18 protein-coding genes are annotated in these 20,426 nt (G+C 43.8%); 15 read left to right on the top strand and 3 right to left on the bottom strand.

The window, feature by feature from the left end; genetic code table 11:
• Positions 1-206: 206 nt before the first annotated feature.
• Positions 207-599 carry a hypothetical protein gene (locus tag Q0499_RS06990; protein WP_299197645.1) on the top strand — a complete coding sequence of 131 codons (393 nt, stop codon included), beginning with the start codon at positions 207-209 and terminating at the stop codon, positions 597-599.
• A 372-nt stretch (positions 600-971) separates the two neighbouring features.
• Here Q0499_RS06990 and Q0499_RS06995 read toward each other — a convergent pair whose 3' ends face one another.
• The gene (locus tag Q0499_RS06995; protein WP_299197647.1) at positions 972-2,012 is read right to left on the bottom strand and encodes a hypothetical protein; all 1,041 of its coding nucleotides are present in this window, start codon (positions 2,010-2,012) and stop codon (positions 972-974) included.
• Between the two features lie 503 nt (positions 2,013-2,515).
• Between Q0499_RS06995 and Q0499_RS07000 the strand changes: the two genes are divergently transcribed.
• The 7 genes from Q0499_RS07000 (at position 2,516) to Q0499_RS07030 (ending at position 8,799) form a co-directional block, all read left to right on the top strand.
• The gene (locus Q0499_RS07000) at positions 2,516-3,034 is read left to right on the top strand and encodes a hypothetical protein (protein ID WP_299197649.1); all 519 of its coding nucleotides are present in this window, start codon (positions 2,516-2,518) and stop codon (positions 3,032-3,034) included.
• Positions 3,031-3,900, top strand: a complete 870-nt coding sequence (locus Q0499_RS07005; protein ID WP_299197651.1) for a type IV secretory system conjugative DNA transfer family protein — start codon at positions 3,031-3,033, stop codon at positions 3,898-3,900. The genes Q0499_RS07000 and Q0499_RS07005 overlap by 4 nt, the downstream gene beginning before the upstream one ends.
• A gap of 5 nt (positions 3,901-3,905) precedes the next feature.
• Entirely contained in the window at positions 3,906-5,195 is a 1,290-nt protein-coding gene (locus Q0499_RS07010) for an ATPase, T2SS/T4P/T4SS family (protein ID WP_299197653.1), read from the top strand.
• 300 nt (positions 5,196-5,495) lie between these two features.
• Positions 5,496-6,674 carry a ParM/StbA family protein gene (locus Q0499_RS07015; RefSeq protein ID WP_299197655.1) on the top strand — a complete coding sequence of 393 codons (1,179 nt, stop codon included), beginning with the start codon at positions 5,496-5,498 and terminating at the stop codon, positions 6,672-6,674.
• A 10-nt stretch (positions 6,675-6,684) separates the two neighbouring features.
• Entirely contained in the window at positions 6,685-7,197 is a 513-nt protein-coding gene (locus tag Q0499_RS07020; protein ID WP_299197658.1) for a hypothetical protein, read from the top strand.
• The gene (locus Q0499_RS07025) at positions 7,194-7,895 is read left to right on the top strand and encodes a hypothetical protein (RefSeq protein WP_299197660.1); all 702 of its coding nucleotides are present in this window, start codon (positions 7,194-7,196) and stop codon (positions 7,893-7,895) included. Before Q0499_RS07020 ends, Q0499_RS07025 begins: the two co-directional genes overlap by 4 nt.
• 217 nt (positions 7,896-8,112) lie before the next feature.
• The gene (locus Q0499_RS07030; RefSeq protein WP_299197662.1) at positions 8,113-8,799 is read left to right on the top strand and encodes a hypothetical protein; all 687 of its coding nucleotides are present in this window, start codon (positions 8,113-8,115) and stop codon (positions 8,797-8,799) included.
• Positions 8,800-8,869: 70 nt separating this feature from the next.
• On the opposite strand, the gene Q0499_RS07035 is transcribed toward Q0499_RS07030, so the two are convergent.
• On the bottom strand, positions 8,870-11,164 hold the full coding sequence (locus tag Q0499_RS07035; protein ID WP_299197664.1) for a DotA/TraY family protein: 2,295 nt from the start codon (positions 11,162-11,164) through the stop codon (positions 8,870-8,872).
• A gap of 83 nt (positions 11,165-11,247) precedes the next feature.
• Between Q0499_RS07035 and Q0499_RS07040 the strand changes: the two genes are divergently transcribed.
• The 7 genes from Q0499_RS07040 to Q0499_RS07070 all read left to right on the top strand — a co-directional run bounded on the left by Q0499_RS07040 (position 11,248) and on the right by Q0499_RS07070 (position 19,243).
• The gene (locus Q0499_RS07040) at positions 11,248-11,709 is read left to right on the top strand and encodes a hypothetical protein (RefSeq protein WP_299197666.1); all 462 of its coding nucleotides are present in this window, start codon (positions 11,248-11,250) and stop codon (positions 11,707-11,709) included.
• 13 nt (positions 11,710-11,722) lie between these two features.
• The gene (locus Q0499_RS07045; RefSeq protein ID WP_299197668.1) at positions 11,723-12,382 is read left to right on the top strand and encodes a hypothetical protein; all 660 of its coding nucleotides are present in this window, start codon (positions 11,723-11,725) and stop codon (positions 12,380-12,382) included.
• The gene (locus Q0499_RS07050) at positions 12,382-13,473 is read left to right on the top strand and encodes a hypothetical protein (RefSeq protein WP_299197670.1); all 1,092 of its coding nucleotides are present in this window, start codon (positions 12,382-12,384) and stop codon (positions 13,471-13,473) included. Before Q0499_RS07045 ends, Q0499_RS07050 begins: the two co-directional genes overlap by 1 nt.
• 154 nt (positions 13,474-13,627) lie before the next feature.
• Positions 13,628-14,590, top strand: a complete 963-nt coding sequence (locus Q0499_RS07055; protein ID WP_299197673.1) for a hypothetical protein — start codon at positions 13,628-13,630, stop codon at positions 14,588-14,590.
• 11 nt (positions 14,591-14,601) lie between these two features.
• Positions 14,602-14,772 carry a hypothetical protein gene (locus Q0499_RS07060; protein WP_299197676.1) on the top strand — a complete coding sequence of 57 codons (171 nt, stop codon included), beginning with the start codon at positions 14,602-14,604 and terminating at the stop codon, positions 14,770-14,772.
• Between the two features lie 3 nt (positions 14,773-14,775).
• A complete protein-coding gene (locus Q0499_RS07065; protein ID WP_299197679.1) occupies positions 14,776-16,350 on the top strand; it encodes a hypothetical protein in 1,575 nt (524 codons plus the stop codon).
• 64 nt (positions 16,351-16,414) lie between these two features.
• Positions 16,415-19,243, top strand: a complete 2,829-nt coding sequence (locus tag Q0499_RS07070) for an LPD1 domain-containing protein (RefSeq protein ID WP_299197682.1) — start codon at positions 16,415-16,417, stop codon at positions 19,241-19,243.
• A 54-nt stretch (positions 19,244-19,297) separates the two neighbouring features.
• On the opposite strand, the gene Q0499_RS07075 is transcribed toward Q0499_RS07070, so the two are convergent.
• Positions 19,298-20,377: a hypothetical protein gene (locus Q0499_RS07075; protein ID WP_299197685.1), complete on the bottom strand. Its 1,080-nt coding sequence runs from the start codon at positions 20,375-20,377 to the stop codon at positions 19,298-19,300.
• Positions 20,378-20,426 lie beyond the last annotated feature (49 nt).

Below are 20,426 nucleotides of genomic sequence, written 5' to 3' on the forward strand. Positions count from 1 at the left end.
GGAACACCTGTTGCCTTGGAATGTAAAGTTATCGGCTCAGCCGACTGGCGCATAGGTGGGGTTAGAAGGACGCTTACGGACATACCTCGATAAAATTATAGTAAGTCTAATATGAAATATAACCGATAAGCGTTATTTTATTGACTATATAACCCAGTAGGGTTATATTTAGTATTAACAACGGCTAATACAGAAGGGAATATGAAATGACCGACTTAGACTTGCAGATCAAAGAAGTAAAGCAAATTATTGAATCAAAAGAAAACGATGCAGATGCTATTGCCCTCGAAAACATGGAGCTTTATAAGTCTGGCTGGTTTAAAGGAAGCTGGCGCAAAGATACCGACCATCAAGAGAGATATTACGAAAACATGAGAAAGCTTCAAGCTATCCGCCGCGATAAAGAACCGCTTATCCAAAAGGTGGTGATTCTTAAAAAACAGCAGCATGTAGATTCGGAGAACGCCAATCGCGCAGCTATTGAACTGAGAGAAAAAACGGCATTAAAAGAGCTTACTGTTACATCTGCAACATACGAGAGAGCGCAGAAAAGGTTATTCCAGGAAGTGAACGGCTTCGTTTCTGGTAATCGTTATTAGAAGTAATAATTCACGGAAAGGATACCCGGTGGCCGGTGCCACCCGGTACCAGATAACCGGTGCCGGGAGTGATCTCAAAAAAGAAATCTCCCAAAATTGAACCCTAAAAATTTAAGGTGCCAGTACGATGATTCCTCATTTCTTGAGCCCTATATCTTTTGGCACCAATATTTTACTTCTCTGCCCCCACTCTTTTTCTACCAGATAATCGATGTGCTTTCTAAAAGCTGGTGGGCCGGTATTGATGATCACCATCTCGGCAGCCGGTAGACAATTCTTTTGTTCAAAGAATTTTTAGGAAGTCATATACGTTGAGTCTTCAAATTTTAAGATATCCATAGTATTTATGGGCATCAAAATTTTAGGCTCTCTTCATCCAATATTTGGCATGTTCTTTTTTTGCGATGCAATTTTATCCGAATACCGCGGCTTTGCCGTTTCATGGATCTGGTTAATGTCGTCTTGGTCAGCTTCAATGTCATAGCCTTTACTCCGACCAAAATTCTTTCGTCCGTAATGCTCTGTAGCCGTCCTGTCAGTTCCATGACCCATTAATGCAGCTATCACTTTTAAAGCCGTATCTTCTCGCTTCAGGTTCGCTGAAAACTGGTGTCGTCCTGAGTAAAGGGTGGGGTACTTTTTACGATGAGGCCATAGTTTGCGTGTCGTATAGGTCATACGATCAGCACAGCTCTTATAGTAGCCTTCAAATGCTTCTAGCGATGAGTGTTTCTTCACTGACCTGTAATGCGCTTCAAGTGCAAACTTTCTTTCTGGGGAGAGGTTTTTCAATTTGATGGTTCGGTGAGAACCGAAGGCGCGACCGTTTGTTGCCTTTCCATTCTCGACAACCAGGGTAATGGTGTCAATACTTTTGAGATCCTTTTTTTGAGCTTCTATTTCATCGACATCTAAATTTTTGGTATCAACAATTTTAGCTCCCCACCATTCTGACGGCCTTAATCCTGTTATCTCCGTTGCCAGGAGATAGAGTAGGGTATTTAACGCTACAGAGTCTGTTTCATCTCCCCCGCCAGCTATGAATTTATCATGCGAACTTAAAAGCTCTACTTCCAGCGCGACCTTTTCTTTATCAGAGATCGATTTTTTCTTCTTTGCACTCGTATTTATCGCTTCGCTACAGGTGTCTGTGTCAATCGCCAAAATTTCAGCGCTCAAATCGCACTCCGATTCTATATTCTTCATAAACCACACCAGCGCCGCTCTAATTTGTCGCCATGAAGCTTTAGATACCTTATCTCTGTAGGCCTCTAACCAATTAAGGAAGTCTTTAGGGTTTAGATCCCAGTCTTTCTGGGCCTCAACCCCGTATTTCTCCAAAACTGCAATAACGCGAACATGATAACCCGCCTCGGTTTTGTTTGTTCTGGTCGGAGTCTTCAATAATGGCATCTATTTGGGTCTCTTTATTGTTGCTGTCTGTACTTTTGGGGTCTGGTTTATTGTGATTTCCACATTATGTTTTCCTTTATATGACCCCCATGTTACTTAGAGCATTTTCATGACCGTTACATGGAGCGTTTGGCCGTCTGTTACAACGAGTATTGAATTCACTGAATTTAGCTGCTTAATGCGCTAAATGGAACCTTAATATTCAATATATGAGTGTTCTATAAAGTATTACTAAATGAATTATCCGGTATTTTTAAAGCCTGGTGCAGATCGGCATAAACTGAGGAAGAGGATTCTTTTTAACACTAGCTTTCACTACTGCCTTTATTTATCAATAGATTAGCTTTGGTGGTTGTTCAGGGGTGTTTTGGTTGATGCTTAGTGGCGCTTTAGTGGCGATTTAGCGCATCTGTGAAAGTGCCACGGTCGCGTTTGCTTGGAATGAAATTGCGTTGATGGTATAAAAGCATATAGATAATCAATATGAATATTCAGGTTTGATAATGACAATACCATCTCGAATGATTCTTGCAGCTGGTACCGCTCTGCTGGTGGGCTGCGCCTCTAATGAAGTCGTGCCACTCAATGAGCCTCGAATGATCACTGAGTCAGACCCTGCTCTTGTTCAGTTAGTTTCGATCGCACAGAACCTACATGCTCGAACAGCCATTAATGATCAAATCATGACGAAACGTTATGGCATTGAAGATGAAGCTCAATTGCCGATTAAAGATATGCCAGCAAACATGCGGCGAATCGTTGGTTATCCTGGAGGCCAGCAATTCGAGCTTGAACGAATCATCAAAAATCTCTGTATAGAAGGTGGGCTCAGTTATATAAACCCGCAGGGCAGAAAACCGATCAGCGGCATATTTGTGTTCTTTGATGGTCAGTTACGGACGGTAGGAGAGTTTATAGCTGATGCAGGTAGGCAGGCTGGATTCAGAGCTGATGTGGTTCTGGATTTGACATCTAAGCCTGCTCCTACCGTTCAAATACAATATAAGGAGCTAGTGTTGTGAAGCCGATTGCGCCGTTTCTGATTGTGTCATTGGCACTTTCCATCTCGGCTTGCTCAACAAGCGGTAAAGCAGAGTTAATGAATGTGCCTGATGCTTCGCTGCTTCTAGCTGAACAGTCTGCGTGGAAGTCTGACTTTAGTTTAGAGTCTATACAGGGGCTTAGCTCAGAAGGTATTAAGGAATCAATCGAAAAGAATATTCAAACCGGCGATGGTAGCCGGTTTGAAGCGCTAAAGACTGCAGCATATGATTTGGGAATTAAGGGTGGGTTGTATAGCCGCCGAAAAGAAATCAATGAAATGCTACGTCAAAGCGGCTCTCAATTGATTCGATTATTCGATTTTTCATCTTATATGCTCCCAGGGAATGTATTCCCTCCGGTCATCACTCAAACTGAGGGCATGATAAACAGCAATAGTCGAACCGAGCAGCGCCTTGTTCGACATTCATATCACATGGTTACAATGCCGAAGCTGTTGATATCCCCCCCCACTTACTTGAACTACCTTGTCCGTCATTATCCTGCTCCTGAATTACCTAATATTGTTCTGTTGCCGGTTACTGAAGTGGAAAGAAAAAACTGGAAACTTTGGATAGCTGAAGCTTGGAAGATAGGCGAAACCCAGGCAGATAAGCAATATGAGTCTGATGCTAATCGTCTTCAGCGGGATCTACAGGGGATTCGGTTATTTCATGATTTAGTTGCAAGAGGCGTTATAACTATGCCTCGCGTAGCTAAGCAAGATTACGGTGTTGTGCTATCAAAGGATGGGAAAAATCTGACTATCGGTGATGAGGTCATCTCAATTATTGGAGACTCACACTTCACTGACAGTAACAAGTGGGCTCCAATAGTTCAGGATTAAATATTATGAGCAAGGATCGTTTCGCCGGGAAACATATCGAGCTTTTCCAATTACCATCTCTTATTACAGTTGATGTCATTGATAATATGCTTTCTGTTGCATCTGAGTGCGGTGCATCTGACGTTATGTTTCGTTCAGGAACAGAAGTCCGGGCCAGGGTAAATGGTGCAATAACCAAGATCACGGATGTATCAATTGATAAAGAGGACATAGCCCGTTTCATTGGAGAGGCTGAAACCAATCAGTTAGTAACAAGCGTAACAGCAGGTCACCCTCGATCTTTTCCTTATCGCGTAATAAGCAAAGGTAAAATCCAGCGTTTCCGGATGTCGGTTGCGGCTGTGAACGAGGAAAGAACTGAACAAGGAATGCGATTGGTTTGTCGTCCTATCAGTTCAAGGCCTCCGCGACTTCAAGAGCTGTGTCTCCCTAAAGATCTGTATGAAGCGTTAACAACCAAAAATAACAAAGGGATCATTCTGATCACCGGTGAGACTGGATCTGGTAAGTCTACTTTGCTGTCATCTACGCTAGATCAGAAAGCCAGGGATGAAGGAATACATATAGGCACAATTGAGGATCCAATCGAATACAACCTCTTTTATTTGAACAATGAAACTGACTCGCTGGTGGGCCAGGCTGGATTAAATAGTCACCTTCATACGTATAGCGAAGGCCTTAAAGGTCTCCTGCGTGACAACCCTGATGTCATCATGGTTGGGGAGATGCGAGATACAGACACAATAAAATTAGGTGTCGAAGCGTCCAGAACTGGCCACCTTGTTTACTCTACGCTACACGTTACCAATGTCGCAGCAACGGTTGACCGGATCTGCGTTAACTTCGCGGAAGGTGAGCGTTTGGCTATAGCACTCTCCCTCATTGATAGTCTCCGGACAGTTGTGAATCAGCAACTGGTTCCAACGCTATGCCAAAGCTGCGCTACACCAGTCAGATCAGATGATGAAATGTTAAAGGAGACGGGCGCAGATCTTTCTGGTGCGCGTCAACCCTGTGGTTGCGATGTTTGCGCTAACACCGGGTATTCAGGTCGGGTTCCATTGATTGAGTACTTGGTATTTACAAACCATACCCGCAGCCTTCTATTACGGACTCTTATCTCTGAAGGGATCCAGGGTATAACGATGCAGCTGCATGAGTTAACCGAAAATCATGGAGCCACAAAACTCATGGCAGCTACGAATGCTTTTGAGGCGGGGTTAATTTCACCGGAAGTGTTCTACGCAATCTACTTAGAGAATCGAACTATTGAGTTGGTGAACGGTAATGGCTAATCCGAAGGTCAAAAAAGAAAGCGTTCAATGGTGGCTTACCGGTCAGCCTTTGCGGTTTTTATGGATGAATGGTGAGCCCTTCGCGTTGCTGCTGCTAATACCCATGTTTCCATTTCCTTTTTATCTCAAGTTTGTTGCCTGGATACTGATACTCAATACGATCATTAGCTGGATTTTTAGGAAGTCGTATTCATCCTTTTTTCTTTATCTAAGGCGGTTGCTGCTAAACGACCGCTATCGAATATACAACCCAAAGCGCAACTTAAAGCGTTACAGGGAATATTAAACAGGAGTTAACACATGACAAGTGCCGCTGGTTACTTCAAGACCACACCGATTGCCGAATACATTACGAAGCTTAACAAAGAGTTCTTTGAAGGGGATTTGTTGTGCCCCGTAGTTTCCGTTGATGACGGCTATGCCCAAAACAACGCTGCTGTCTTGGTAATTGAGGGAACAGGTGATAGCGCCGTACTCAAAATTATTGAAGATAAGATACCGTCCTTAGCCCGAAGAGGACGACACACCTCCGCTGTGATCGGTGGTGCGGTTAATCTCTATGGTGTTGTAGAAAGCAATGAAGAGTACACGGTATCCGAATGGGTTCAGTCACCCGAAGATACCCGTACCCCTGATTACAGCACAACTACTCTGAATCTCAGTCTGATTCACCATATGCTAAATCGTTTGGGATTGGCGGGGGAGAATGTAGCCCTGCTAACCGGACTTCCTCTTGAGCAATATATGGATGGCGAAGAAGGTACGAACACTATCCTGCTGGAGAAGAAAAAGAAAAATTTGTTACGTGATGTTTATGTGGGGCCGCGTAAAGAGCCATCGGCTAAAGTCGTGTTTGCCGGGATCTACCCCGAGGCGGTTGCTGGCATCGTTGATTACATGATTGATGAGTATGGTGACATGAAACCCGGTGTAAACCCTGATGTGGTCCGACTCGGCTTAGATATTGGTGGCAATACTACTGATATGGCTATTGTGCTGCCAGGTAACCAGCTCGGAGCTAAGAAGACGCTGGAATACGGGGTTACGCATGTTAAGGACCGGTTGCGTCAATTGTTGATGAAACGATTTGAGTGTGAACCGGACGACACCCTGTTAGAGGAAGCTCTGATGACAAAACGTGTTAGTTGGTTTGGTGGGGATCCGGAAGATGTTACAGCCGAAGTGGGGGATGCTATTGGCTGTGTCATGCAGCCGATCTTAGCCGAAGTAGATCTGTTTAAACGCAGATTCCCATCACTAAAAGAAATTATTGGTTTTGGGGGAGGGGTTGCTCTAATGGAAAACCTTATTCGTGATCGATATCCAAATATCATTGTGCTGGATAATGCGGATGGCGCGAATGCCCGAGGCTTCCTTAAATGCGCTCTTCTATATGACCTGGACACTATCATGAGTGTGGTTCATACCTACTTAAATGCGTCTTCACAGGTCGAAAACACAGAGCCTGCAATCGCGTAAGGGGTAAACGATGCCAGCAGATAAATCGAAGATCTATATCAGCCCTCCTCAGTCAAGCAATAGCTTGGCTGATCAGATATGGGGTGTTTACGATCGCTGTCCAAGAAATACCAAAAGCAGGGCCATGCAGCGTTTGTTAGAGGGTGGTATTGCATTGGAAAATCTTGGAATACTTGATGCAGTTATCGCATTGGCATTGTCTGAACCGATCGCACCTCAAGGGGACGCTCAGAACAAGCAAACAGCGGCTTTAGTGTTGGGTAGGCTGATGGATAAGGGAGCTGTGGTGAACGCAGCGCCCGTGGCGTCTGAGGCAGAGAAGCCGATGTCTCAGGCTGAGAATGAGGTGTTGAATACATCGAGCACAGTCAGTCTCGATCGCACCGGCCAATCCGAAATATCATCAGACCCGGGATCGATAGGTACAGCCAATACCGAGGTATCTGGTCTTGAGGCACGCAAGTCGCGGAAAAGGGCAGTTGCAATAGGCAGTTTAATGAGTCTGAAAGGTGATGAACAATGAGCAGATTCCACGTACTAATATTGGCATCGCTGTTAGCTGTTACGTCAGCACCATCGTATGCCCGTTTAGTCATTATTCAAAATGATGAAGCCGCGCTGGCAAAAATCGAAGCTGAAAAGAAAGCTACTGCCGCCGAAGAGAAGGCCGCACTATTGGCTAAGCAACTGGATAATATAAAAGCGCAGGAAACTGAAAAGCGTAATGCTCAAGTTGCAATCCAGAGTCAGGATCTCAACGTCATAGCGGATCGTACAGAGAAAATTATACGCCATTATGGTGTTGCGCCTGCACAGCTCCCGGCGCAAGGGGGGGCCGGTCTGGGTAACCCCTTGTGGGTGGCAATGAATGGCATTGTCCCAGTCGGGTGGCGAGTGTTTACGGATAAGAACGTTGATGCTCAAATGCCGGTGGCCTGGAATGGCCATAAGCTTAATTGGGTTGCAATTTTACATGCTATTGGGACTGAGCATCGTTTAACCTTTGATATTGATTGGAATCAGTTAGTCGTGATTGTTAAGCCCAGAAGCTCTGCGATTGATTACTTACTGGATGATTTGGATAAGAAGAACACGACTAAGACTATCAATATTATCGTTGAATCAGACGGGGATTCGCCAATACCGGAAGGTGGGGAGGGGGTGCTTGTTATCAATGGCCAAGCGTTAAAAGTTCATAGGACGCAACGTGTTAATAAGTAAAATTAGATAGATGAAAAGCCGGGATATTCCCGGCTTTTTTGTGAGTGGAAAATAATAGAAGTGTTTTGGTGGTGGGTTGGTGGCGCTTTGCTGGTGGCGCAGTAGCGTTTTGAAAAAATTGAAAAAAATACTATATATTCAATATTGGGGTGTTGCGGAAATCCCTATTTATGGTATTATAGATAGTAAGAGATATTCAAGGAGTTGGAGAGGGATCATGAGTAAATTTAAAAGTGTAGGATTTTGGTTCTTGGTATTTTTTGTGCTGGCCGTAGGCTTTAGCACTGGGCATTGGTGGTGGCTGACTGAGAAGTGGGGTACTGACTTTTTCATGTACGGAGAAAACTGGCTGACTGATGCTTGGAGTGATGGGTTGGCATACGCTAAGCTAAATGCCGAGATTAACCCTATGCCTTATGCGGTGCTTGCGTTCTTGGGATATGGCTGGATTTACTCAAGCATTATTGCCTGTGTACTGGGGATTGTGTTCTTCATCAAGCTGCCAGCCTCCTTCAGCCGTTGGGCACGAAAGAATGGCTCAGTTAGTGCTGCAAAAATGACAGTTATTGTTTGGCTGCTGACACCGTTTTTTCTGCTTGCGACTGTTACAACTGCCAAGTCTACCTTGGAAGATGCCTTTGAAAAATCTTACGAATGGGGAGGCGTTTCAAGTGTTGTATTTGGTGTCAATGAACCCCTGGTGGATTTGGTAAAGGGAAAGGGGTCTTTAAAATCATACAAAGAGGGTGACAGTGAGGCTAAAATCAGTCTCTGGGTTCTGAAGGATGATCATCCTACAGCTGATGCTAAGCAACTGCTGGAATTGTACATCGAAAAGTATAAGTTTAAACCCGGTAAGTATGGGTTTGGTCGGCACTTAGGATCAGGATTCAATCCAAAATAAGCTATCTGATATTAACAAAAAAGGCTGAACATTTATGCGTTCAGCCTTTTTTTTGGTTTGAAATTCGAGACTAAAAATCTTTTATATTGGCACTACCTCCGGGTTTTTTGCCGGTACCGGCACCGGCACCGCCAATACCTCCTGTATTTGTGATTTGTTGTGTATTTGACTGCCAGCCTGCGATCATTGATTGTCCCTTGCCTTCACCAATTGACTCATTGCCGGATGTTGTCTGTCCACCATAATAAATTGGTAGTTGATCAGGCACCTCGTAAATCAAAGAAACGCACCTGAAGGTAATAACGGCCTCAAATATAATGAAAATCACCAGTTGGACTAAGGTTCCCCACAAACCGACGAACGCTTCAGCATTGCTTAATGGAATATACTCTAGGTAAATAGTGGTGAACTCGCCTATAGCTCTCATTAGAAGCAATGAAATATGCCAAGTGATTACCATGATGGAAGGTCGCGCCAAGATCGTTATCATAACAATCCAGCCCTGCCGGGCATGATCCCCCGCAAAACCATCTCCTTCCGGCATGGCATGAGCTGCCATCCAGAGGGGTGCGGCCATGAATGCAACTGCTACCAAAAGGTAATTGCCCAGTACGGCCAGATCCCACATGAAGAAGGGCAGTGAGGGGAGCCAGTAGGCCAGGGCTGATCCAACAGCGATCAATATGCCGGAAAGAGAAAATATCATCCCAGTCACATGCTCAACTAAAGTCATTGCGCCACCCTTGGCTCCTCCAAGGACACCGAATGACGCCCACTTAGCCGCCGTGTATACAATGTTATTCTCTGCTGTTTCTTCTGCCGCATTCGCTGCGACATCAATCGCTACACCCATAAATAGCATTGCCCAGCCAGCGTTGACCATCCGGTATCCAAGATGCTGGAGGTTTGTTATTGGATCATAATGCTTAAAGTCGAATTGGGTATCAATCAGCGCAGATCTGAGGAAGTTACTGAAAACATAACTTGTCGTCGCTTCGAAATCTTGGCTGGCAAAGATTCCCTCGGCTAAAGTCTCGTAGTCTTTGTCATGATACTCATCCTCAGACTTAGGTTTGTTTGCTTCGTCAGAAGCAGACATGCCTTTAATTTGTTGAACAACATCCATTGCTCTCTTTAATCGTTCTGAAACAAAAGCTTCTTCAAATTCATGAGTAGTGTCGATATCTGGAAATGATGAAGTAGGAACTTCTCTGGCTAAGGTCGATAAGAAGCTTTCAGCTCTGCTCTTGTCTAACCATGTAAAGCCGTTGTAAACCCAACCTCTTGCCGCAGAAAAGGTTAGACTATTTTTCTGGAAACGATCATTAACCTGTTTTTGCCATTCTGCTGAAAGTTGCTCAGACTCAGCAAGCATCAGTTTAATAACTGTGTTAGCGTATTTTTTCTTTGCGTTTTTTACTGCTTCACTAAAAGCATCTGCATCAATATCTCGACCAGGCCTAACCATTCCGGGTGTGATTGCGGTAGCAATAAAGTTATGAGTCTCGATGAGCGCAACACGATGTGCGTTAAAGTATTTGTCTCGAATTGCTTTCTGATGATCTGACATTTCTCCCCAAATGCCTGTTGGCGCATCTCCATGACCAAGGTATTTATCAGTCCCTATTTTGAACTCCACTGACCCGCAAACTTCACGCCCTAAAGGGTTGATGTATGAGAACTTTAAGTACTGGACTCCTTCAGCAGTATCAACACCCTTGCCAGTATCTGTGAATGCAACCTTATAGATCTTGTCGTAGTAATCATGCTCGTTGTAGTAGTCGTTGGTAGCGGCGGCACAAACTTCAGATTTAATCATGGAGTTAACGAGAGAGTTGATTTTGAAACGATCGGGCTTGTAGGTTGCGACCCCTCCATTGGTGTAGACAAACTCGTTACCGGCCGCATTCACCTCATCGGCAATAAAGCTTCCCTGTATTGCCATAAACATGACGAGAACTTGAGCTAAACAGAACCCTCCTACTACAGGCAGCACCCCGCACATTGACATTGTTGCCCTGGTTACTGCCATCGTATCGTTGTATCGCTTGCTCATGAGAGAGCCATCGTTTCCGCTAACTATCACTTTGCCCATCATTACGATGAACATGAGGTATGACAGCACGGCAAATACTGCCAAGTTAAGAACAAGAGACATCGCCGCCAAGGCTGAATCTACAGTACCTGATTCGATATCAAGAACAGAGTAGTGAGCAACCCCCCCGAATACTGAGTAATACATCTGGATAGCGTAGCTCTCATCAAGCATATCCTGAGTGATTTCAGGAGCCGCAGAAAAAGCTGGTGACGTTGCTATAAGAAGGCTTAAAGGCGCTAGTTTTTTTATAAAATCAAATGTTTTCATAGTTTTTGCTTTTGCGCTAAAGTTTTATATAGATATACTATATGATATATTTCCTTAATTTGAAAACTATAGTGTGAGCTATTATGGATAGCACGATAGATAGCTTTTGGAAGCAAGATCCCGAGCTTTGTGAAGTCATTCAAGCTGTTGAGTCTTATGAAGACTGGACAGAAACGAATGTGGACAACCTGAAAGATATGGATAGTGCAGTGTTACGCGCAATCGAGGTAATAGAAAGTCATTCATTTGCTGCAGAAGGCGCTATGAAAGACAACGGGATAGTTGAGTCAATGCTCGTTTTACTTGGATTTATGCCAGCTTCCAAGGCGCTTTATTACTTATCGTCGCTTCAGCAGTATCAAGCGTTCTTTGAAGCTCTGTCTATGAAACTCAATGAAAACCCTCCGCTCAAAGCTTACGCTAAAACTATTTTGGGAAGAGCTGCTTTGTTACATCAACGGGCTTTGCATCTGAGTGTACATAGTGAAGCTAATTTCTACTCTCTGTCGTTGGCCTTAGAGAAGATTCTGCAGCCAGGATATTGAATTGGTTACTCATATGAAGTTTCAGAAAAGAATACATATAGGCATAGCTATCCTGATTATGGCTGTGCCATATAGTGCTTTTGGCTCAGAGAGTGATACATCACTTGTTTTGCAAAAATGCCAACCCCTTATAGATGCTGCAAACAATGTACTGGTTCAACGGAAAAAAAAGGCGGCAGTAGAAGCTACAGCAATATCTGGGGGGGGGACATTATCTGAAGCCGCTTGCTTGGATAGTCTGATGGGTATTGATTTTGATTACTTTATGAATGTATCAAGTTTAAGCGGAATGGTTAGCGGCTTGTTTGATAACGTTAAAGAGCAGTTTCAAGGTTCATTGAAGGAAATGGCGTGTGACTTCTCCGATGAGTTAAAAGCCCAATCAGATACATTTTTAACTTGCACAGCAAATCTATCCGTTGATCTTAGTTTGGCAGGTGGGCTACCTACTCCGGACCTTCAGAGTTGTTTAAATACCGGGATGAATGGTTATAGCTTCGATTACTCAGGTTCAGAATCATATGGAACAGGATCCAGCAGTATTTCTAAACGATTCTCCAATAGCCAAACGCTAACTGGCAGCGGGACTGAAGCCTCTCAATCCAGTACTGATCTCTTAAATAAGATCTCGGAGAAGGTGCAAGGATTGAACTCTTTGCAAGGTGGGCAGTAATGAAAAAGAGTATTTTGAGTATAAGTCTATGTACCGCTCTTTATGGAATTGCTGTTCCTAACTCTGCATTTGCGGTCTGTCCTGCTTGCGCCAATGTTCAAAGCTATGGTGCCGATGTAAATAGCGAAACAGCTCAGGCCACTTCAAACGTGAATAGCGCCTCTCAAGCGATAAGCACTGGCTTTAGCCAATTAAGAGTAACGATTGATGATGTTTTTGGTGATCTAGGCTCTGCAATTCGGGCAATGTCCGGGAACATCACCTCAGAAATTCAAAGAGGAACGGTATCCCAGCAGAAACTGATGGATGAGTTTAACCGCCAGGAAGAGTTGCGCAGTCAAGCTGCTTATATTCTTGAGTCAAAACGCGCTGCAGAGGCCGAGTACGGCGAAGAGAACTTGCCGGTCACCAGTTGTGATGATTTTGCACAAGCTGCAGATCTACGTTTAGCAAAAGAAGTAACCGAAGAGGAGTTGAGGGCATCACTTGATTCATTCTTTGCTGAGTATAGAGCGGCTTCGCCGGTCGATGACTGGCGCTATCACGAAAGAACATTGATGAATCTGTCTGCTAATGAAGTGGCTTTAAATAAAGATGTTTTGAGCCCAGAGGAAGTTGAGCAGGCAGTAGAGTGGATAAATCAGGTTGTTGATCCGGTTCCTGTTTCTCCCATTAGTCCAGACCGGCCAGTTAACCGAATGTCTGCGGATGAGCGTTTACAGCACTCCGCAATTCAAACTCTAAATCTTCGTTTAGATGCTGCTAAGGAAGCAATGAAAGAGCAGGTTCTGTTGAAGGCTCCAATAGTCGGAGAAGAGGATTCAATTCAGAGCACCCTGAGCAGCCGGGCGTATAGTGCGCTAGATCCAGAAAATCTAATTGATTTAAGTACAGGTTCCCAGGCTCTTGTTTTGCGAACAATGCTACGTGACACGCAGTATGGCCTTGCAATTGATCTTGAAAACTTAAAGCTCAATATGCGCAGAGCCCGAATGGATGCTGTTCAGCTGGCCCAGTTGTCCGATAAATACCGCGTATTTTACCGTCAACGCGAGAAGCATATAGATGGGGTGGAACGTGTCAAAAACTAGATTAGTTCGGTCAATTATTTTGTCTGCTGTATTAATGACTCCTAGTCAGTATAGCTCTGCAGCTTGCGCAAGTTGTTGGGCTTGTGTTGCTTGTGTAACAGTCACTGTAGGCGTATTGAAGGCACAATCTGCCGCCGCCTTTCAAGCGCTCCATATGTCTATTACCAATTTAGGCAACACCTTTTCTCTCCAGTTAGGTTTGACAAGTAAAACGTTTGTTTTAGATGGGATTAATTTAGCACAAAATATAAAAGCGGCCTCGGATTCGATTACGTCTGAAGTACAAAGAGGCACCATTGCTGAGCAGCAGTTATGGGATGCTTTCAATGCTCAATCTGAAATAAGGCAACAGCAGCGCAGTATGTTGGAAGGTAAGTCATATGCTGAAAAAACTGTATCAGCGGAGACGCTTCCAAGAAATTTGATGAATGCTTTCGCCAATCAAACTGATAAGTCTATTTCTAGCTATCAGGAATTCTTGGAGAGCCATAGAGAGCTTTATATTGATCTGCTTAAATCAGATCGCGCCGGTATCTTAGAATCTTCTTTCTCTCCGAAAGAACTCTTTGATAATCAGCACCTTTTGTGGGGTGGAGAGATTTCAACCGCAGATGAAGCAGCAGCATTAGTACTACTCACTCAGCAGTTATTGTTTCAGGATGACATTGCCCCTTTCAGTGATCTTTTGAATTTGAAGGAGCGTATCAAAACACAAGCTATTTCGCGTGATGAGGCTGAATTGTCTAATGCTTTTGTGTGGGCATCCAGAATTAAACCAGCGCTGGATTTCTTTAGTTTCGATCATGGCTTTAGAACAAAACCTAACGATAAAGATTCCAGCGTCCTAGTTTGGCTGCAGAACAGCGTGGATGACAGTTTGTATCAGCCTGATGGAATTACAGAGGCTTACGCTGATGCTTCAGTGAGGGATCTCACAGGGGCGCTGGCCGTTGAGACTAAGAAAAGGCTGCTTGTCTCTTATTTAAAGATGTCATTAGGCCAGCTGCAGGAACAGATGCAAGCGTCTGAGTTAGCTATGCAAACTGATATGGATAGACAAGCTCTTCGTTACCAAGTTTCTAAAGATGATTTTCAACTAACAAATAAAATTAATTGAGGTTATTGAAGATGGCCGGTGAATTGTTTTCAAAATTGATAGCAGATATCAATAACCAATATAAAGATATCGAAATGTTCCCTGAAGGTGATGAGCAATTTGAAGAGCTTATTGAAGTTATTGATGGTTTGAACCTGGCAGAAGAAGTTTTAGAACTTTCTGCTGACAAGCGAGAGGCATAGATTATGAGTGAACAAGATAATTTAGTTTCCAAGTTGGGGCAGAATGTTAATTCAAGCACCGAACTTGAATCTTCGGCTATGCCTGAGCATTGGCAAGAATTTGTTGAATACATCACCAATGGAAACCTGGTTGAATCACATCCAGGGGGTTATGAGGTCTCGCCTGATATTGTGGACCAGCTAAGAGAGCGCCTTGATTTTGGGCTGGATGATGTATTGGTCCAGCATCAATATGAGCAATTTGTATCAGGGTTTAATGCTCCTGTTAGTGAAGATGGATTAGGGATTGAAGACTTCTTTCCGGAGCCTGATGACCTGGGTATTAATGATTTCTTTCCGGAGTCTGATCCCCTGGGTGATACTTCAGGTTCTGGGGCCGGTGGTGATAGTGCTGGAGGTGATTCAGGAAGTGTAGCCGAATCAACAAGCTCTTTTTCCAGCTTAATAGGCGATATCGAAAACGAATATTCTCAACTGAATGATCCTCTTGATGAAGGTCTGGGTAATTTTGAAAGTGCTCCAAATGATCCAATGGCGTTTGAGGTTTATGAAGATCCTCTATCTGGCTCTCCCGATATGAATTCGCTGCCTCAAGATAGCGAATTTGAAACAGTTGAGCCCATTGCTGATAGTGAAGAGCTAGAAGAGGAAGCGCCCGAAGAGGAAAAAAACGAGACGAAACGTCAAGATATCGGTCGAAAGAATGATCAAGAGAACGGTCAGGAGGACGGACAATACCAAGCTACGCGCCAACTTAACTCGCCTGGGTTAGGTTCCAGTATGTATCAAATGGCTCGTTCGTTGTTCGAGTCAGGCGCTAATATCACAACAGGCGCTGCGGGGCTGACTGCAGGAGTAGGAACCTGGGGGGCTGAACGTTTAGCTCCATTAAGAGAGAAAGTAAGGAATATTGGACGCTCTGTAGATAAAACAGTCGAGAAGGCTGACCAAATGACCCAAGAGCAAGGGGAAGCGTTTAGGCAGAAGTTTAGAGAATCGACTCTTGGTGCTCGTACAGAAGCGATTGCAGATATTATTAATCAAGTAGGTGCAGAGTCTTACTTTCTTAATGGGGCAGCATCAGACGGTCTGGACTACAGCATAAAAGAACTGATTAGTGAATGTAGAGCTGCTGAAGCCGCCGATCCAGAAAACAAGGACGATAATAAACTCGCAAAATTGGCCCGTCATGCTCTGAAAGAGTATGTATCTGACTTTACAGTTGATAGCTTAATTGACCGGGTAAAAAATATTGAGTACGGAAACAAACTGGTACAAACCTATGTGGATCATTCGCTTCCACTCATGGAAAAATTAGGTTTGGATGGCCAAGAAATTAAAGCCTCAATAGAAGGCCCTCTAACTGACTTTATAGAAGATATGAATGGCGTTTCTAAAGACCTGGAGTTTTTGTTAGATGTTGCTAACAATGCAGGAATTATGACCGCTGAAGAACAGGTACGTTCAGATCAAACGTTAGACGGGTTGAAGGAAACCGTAGCAGGCATGATGGATAAAGTACGGAATTTGATGGCCAAGTTCGGCGGCGCTCAAGCGATGCCTCAGCCAGGCATGTAATTCTAAACTCTCACCGTGAAATTGAGCCCAACGTTGTTGGGCTTTTCTATTTGGAGGCCGCTAAATGAACCTCGTTGAAACACCAATATTGATCAAACATGGTATAGAGTGTCACCCGTTAATTTTAAACAAGTCAGGTAGTTTGGTCCCCTCTTTCTTTCTCAGCGGCGTATCTGAAGAAAATGCAGAGTTGTTGCCAGCTGATGATTTTCTAAAGATTAAATCCGGCGAATATGTTGCGATAAGGCCCATACAGAATGACTTATGGCAGCGTATTTTTCCGGGCGTTCAAACGGCTTTTGTGGAGCCAAAGAGAATAGAAGCTCCGCTGATAGATGACTTCATAGTAGTGCCACCTGATGTCCAGGATGCAGTTCAGAATCTCGATGATCTTCAGTTCAAAAATCTGATTCTGAATTTAGCAATGAAAGACCATCCAAGCAGCACTGAATTGGGAAAATACTCGGTCATAAGAGGGCTATATAACTACCGTTATGTTCAAGTAGTTTTAGAAAAAGTTACATTGGAACTACTTGCAACGAAACCGAGCATGAAACACCTATACGCTTTCATAAATTCACTTTATGTAAAGACCGGATTGGACAAGGAATTAAAGCCAGACCCTAGTGCTTTACTTCAATGTTTGTCCGAAGACCAAGACGTATCCAAAGTGCTTGAGGTTCTGCCTCGATATCTTAGCAAATCCGTGCGTATCTGGGGCCGCATTGAACCTGAGTTGTTTCAGGTTATGATTTTTAACAGCACAAGCCAGTCACTGATAACTGAGAATTTTGGATCCTTGTCTCAGTTAGTGTCCTACCTCATTTCCGATGGGTACATAAATGAATGTGATGCGGATCAAAAAAAACTGATAGAAGGCCGTATTATCGCTTTGCAGTCAGAGATTCCTGAGTGGGCTTCTAAGGGGTTTGGCCGTGATCCGCTATCATTCCCCTCATTAGAAGAGATATCAGGCGTGAGGTGCCAGAGATTAGGCCATGATGATGTTATTTATGCGGATAAATCATTAAGAGTGCTTAAACGAATAGTTAGATCAGAAATTACTGTTTCCAGAATTAGTATTCGTCATTGGCTGGATCAGGCTTATTCATACGAATCCGATAAAGCTATTTCTTACCTCATATGGGGGTTGGTGCCGCAAGAACAATCAGAAGAGCATACGAGCGATAGTGAAGCAGTAGCCAAATTAACGATATATCCACCAGACGTAGATTCAATTTGTGATCGCCGCCAACTAATGTGCCAGCTAAAAGAGTTGTGCTTTTACAGAGATCAGTCTCCCACCGCCGCTTTCATATCCAGGTGTGTTCTTTATGTAATTATCGAGATAATTGAAACTAACTTTGTTCGGAAAGCTCAGCCTGGAGAAAAGTATGAGCGTTTCATTACCGCAGTAGAAAGGATAAAAGACATATTGTTTTCCATTCACTCCCGAGAGCCTTTAGCATTTTTTGTTGAAATGAGGAGCGAATGTATAGCTGCTGAGTTGTTCGTACATAGAGCGTTTGGCGGTTCAGCATTAAGCATGTTGCAACCTAAAGGTGTCGAGTTTTTAGAAGACCTGCAGTGCGAAGAACTGAACAACAAGCAAAGGCTTATTCGTCTTTTAAATGATCGTGCCTATTTCCTGGAAACTCTAAGGCCTTACCTGTTAAGTGGTGATCTCCTTTCAAGTCGCTGGTGGCTAAAGGGTTACCAGTTAGAATACTCAGAGGGGGGGTGGTATGCGCAGAGAGGAGCTAATATTCTTTTTGTGGGCTCACATACAAGGGATCAGCTGGATCAACGAATTAAAGACCATGTAATTCAATCCCGGGTGAAAGTTATCAACGATACGGAGACCCAGCGTGATGAGTTTTTCTATCTTTCAAAAAATGGGAACCGTTACATATTGAATGAAGACTTGTCTAACGGGGTGCAAGAGTCTGGCATTGATCCTTTTCTGCAACGTCCGATGAAGAGAAAGTTAAACCTGATCAACGGTGGCGGGGGAATAGGAAGAGAGGCGTTTGCCGAGGTAGAAGAGCGGGCAGAAAGCGAAACCGTTTTCTTTAGGTTAGATCAGTCTTTAGGCCTGTTGGCTCGGGTAACCTCAATACCTCATGAAGTTATCACATTTAACGGGACATTAGGTGTTCGTTGTAGCGGTTCAGAATCAGACCCGTTTTTTGCTTTATGGAATGATTATGATTCCCAAACGGCAGCGATAGGCAGTGTTGCATACTCTTGGGGGGCAATGCTTTTTAGATACTTGTGCGGGTTTGATTCTGGCATAAGGTTGCACCAGGATAGTTTGTATCTGCCAGAGCACGAAATAGCATCAATTAATGCGCTCTTTAGAGCTATTTGTTTTAAAGATAAGAAACCTAAAGCAACAACTACATTTTTTGAATTTGAGGAAAATCTGTTCGATCGGTTAGAACGTGTCGCATTTGATGATTCAACACCGGAAAAAATTATTTCATTTGAAGATAGCGAGTGGGATGATTTTATCGTTCAGGCTAAGCTTTCTGACGAGCTTATCAGGGATATTATTAAGTATCGGTTAGCGAAGAAATCCTATTCAGCCGAATCCTCTCACTTATCATTTAGCAGTTTTCTAAAAGCGTCATCAGATAGCTCTCTACAGAGAGGCACAATATTCCTAATACAGGGTGAGAGTTTGTTTGCAAGGGCCTTTGAGGCTTATGTGCAGGACTGTTGCTATCAGTGCGGAATGATCGATGATTTTTTAGTATACGGCACTGAAAATTCTGACCGGCTAGGAGAGCTTGTTTATCCTGAAGGGGTAGAGAGGTATCAGATAGCAAAATGTTTTGATGCTTTGTGGTTAGACAGTGATTTTCAAGCAGTGCTAACTAAAGAATCATAAAACACCATTAAGGGCCTGACACCCACTTTAACAGGGTGCCAGGTGCCGGAGAGATCATTCTCTATCAGTAGGCCATCCACGGTTATAGATGATTTCCTGTAGAGAGTGGCCGCGTGATTTAGCTTCATCTTCGAGTATTTTGTATAAAAAATGCTCTTCTTTCTCAGCTTTTAATTCTGGCAAGCAATTTAAAAGGATGGTTATCCAGATAGTCAGAACCATCATCTCTTTTCTACCGTTCCTTAAACCGTGCACTGTTGAACTACTTCGCCCTAGTGTAACCCCAAGATAGGTAGGTGCCGTGGGCAGAGGAAAGCTGCTTGGTAGTTTTGCGTAGGCATTCATTAGGTCTTCAAAGTGGTAGAGCTTTGCTCTAGGAGCCCACTCAGGGTGCTTTAATAGGGTTCTGAGCATTAAGCCACGCGCAGCATCAGCGACAGGCAGCTTTCTGTTCCTCTTTGACGTTAGCTGGCTAGACTTTGCAAGGTATAACCCCATCAAAGATTGGTAGTCATAGTTTGTGACGGTTTCACTGAAACGTTTTAGGTGTTCGCCTGTCATCATTTCAGCACCGTTGATAGAGGCAGGAGTGTCGTAAGTGGCTTTGGGCCAACCTCTATTGAATATAATGCTTTGCAGAGATAAACCCCTAGCCGCGGCCTCTTCTTCCATGATTTTATACAGTGGGTGCTTGGTACCCTTTTTACAAAGCGAATCAAACTGGTCTAAGAAGAGGGTAATCCACATAGCAACTAAATGGGTTACTGGCCTACCTTTTTTAAGTCCATTTACCGTCGAAATGCTTCTGCCAAAGAGTACGCCGCTATTTGATTGAGTAGTAGGGAAAGGAAAACCTTCAGGTGCATTTTTTAGCGCCTCAATTAGGTCATCATAGTCTTTTAGGACAGGCAAAGGGGCCAGCTCTGGTTTTTCAAGCAGGGCTCTAATTACCAGGCATCGAGTTACATCTGAAATAGGGGTATCAATGTGTTTTTTCGATACAGCTTGAGTGATCTTGGCTTGGTAAATGCCTAGCAAAGGCTGCAAGGCAAACATATCGAAACGCTGATTAAGCATTTCTATATGTGCCCCAGTGATTTTTGAAGCACCAATAGGCGTGTGGTCAGATGTCATGTAGATAGCACATTAGTTTACTAAGTGAGTGTTCTGTATCTACAATACT

Source organism: uncultured Amphritea sp. (genome assembly GCF_937127095.1).
Taxonomy (GTDB): domain Bacteria; phylum Pseudomonadota; class Gammaproteobacteria; order Pseudomonadales; family Balneatricaceae; genus Amphritea.

What these genes read in the sequence shown, in the direction of transcription:
- Q0499_RS06990 (WP_299197645.1), top strand. Translation starts at nt 207, where the DNA reads ATGACCGACTTAGACTTGCAGATCAAAGAAGTAAAGCAAATTATTGAA.
- Q0499_RS06995 (WP_299197647.1), bottom strand. Translation starts at nt 2,012, where the DNA reads ATGCCATTATTGAAGACTCCGACCAGAACAAACAAAACCGAGGCGGGT.
- Q0499_RS07000 (WP_299197649.1), top strand. Translation starts at nt 2,516, where the DNA reads ATGACAATACCATCTCGAATGATTCTTGCAGCTGGTACCGCTCTGCTG.
- Q0499_RS07010 (WP_299197653.1), top strand. Translation starts at nt 3,906, where the DNA reads ATGAGCAAGGATCGTTTCGCCGGGAAACATATCGAGCTTTTCCAATTA.
- Q0499_RS07015 (WP_299197655.1), top strand. Translation starts at nt 5,496, where the DNA reads ATGACAAGTGCCGCTGGTTACTTCAAGACCACACCGATTGCCGAATAC.
- Q0499_RS07020 (WP_299197658.1), top strand. Translation starts at nt 6,685, where the DNA reads ATGCCAGCAGATAAATCGAAGATCTATATCAGCCCTCCTCAGTCAAGC.
- Q0499_RS07025 (WP_299197660.1), top strand. Translation starts at nt 7,194, where the DNA reads ATGAGCAGATTCCACGTACTAATATTGGCATCGCTGTTAGCTGTTACG.
- Q0499_RS07030 (WP_299197662.1), top strand. Translation starts at nt 8,113, where the DNA reads ATGAGTAAATTTAAAAGTGTAGGATTTTGGTTCTTGGTATTTTTTGTG.
- Q0499_RS07035 (WP_299197664.1), bottom strand. Translation starts at nt 11,164, where the DNA reads ATGAAAACATTTGATTTTATAAAAAAACTAGCGCCTTTAAGCCTTCTT.
- Q0499_RS07040 (WP_299197666.1), top strand. Translation starts at nt 11,248, where the DNA reads ATGGATAGCACGATAGATAGCTTTTGGAAGCAAGATCCCGAGCTTTGT.
- Q0499_RS07045 (WP_299197668.1), top strand. Translation starts at nt 11,723, where the DNA reads ATGAAGTTTCAGAAAAGAATACATATAGGCATAGCTATCCTGATTATG.
- Q0499_RS07050 (WP_299197670.1), top strand. Translation starts at nt 12,382, where the DNA reads ATGAAAAAGAGTATTTTGAGTATAAGTCTATGTACCGCTCTTTATGGA.
- Q0499_RS07055 (WP_299197673.1), top strand. Translation starts at nt 13,628, where the DNA reads ATGTCTATTACCAATTTAGGCAACACCTTTTCTCTCCAGTTAGGTTTG.
- Q0499_RS07060 (WP_299197676.1), top strand. Translation starts at nt 14,602, where the DNA reads ATGGCCGGTGAATTGTTTTCAAAATTGATAGCAGATATCAATAACCAA.
- Q0499_RS07065 (WP_299197679.1), top strand. Translation starts at nt 14,776, where the DNA reads ATGAGTGAACAAGATAATTTAGTTTCCAAGTTGGGGCAGAATGTTAAT.
- Q0499_RS07070 (WP_299197682.1), top strand. Translation starts at nt 16,415, where the DNA reads ATGAACCTCGTTGAAACACCAATATTGATCAAACATGGTATAGAGTGT.
- Q0499_RS07075 (WP_299197685.1), bottom strand. Translation starts at nt 20,377, where the DNA reads ATGACATCTGACCACACGCCTATTGGTGCTTCAAAAATCACTGGGGCA.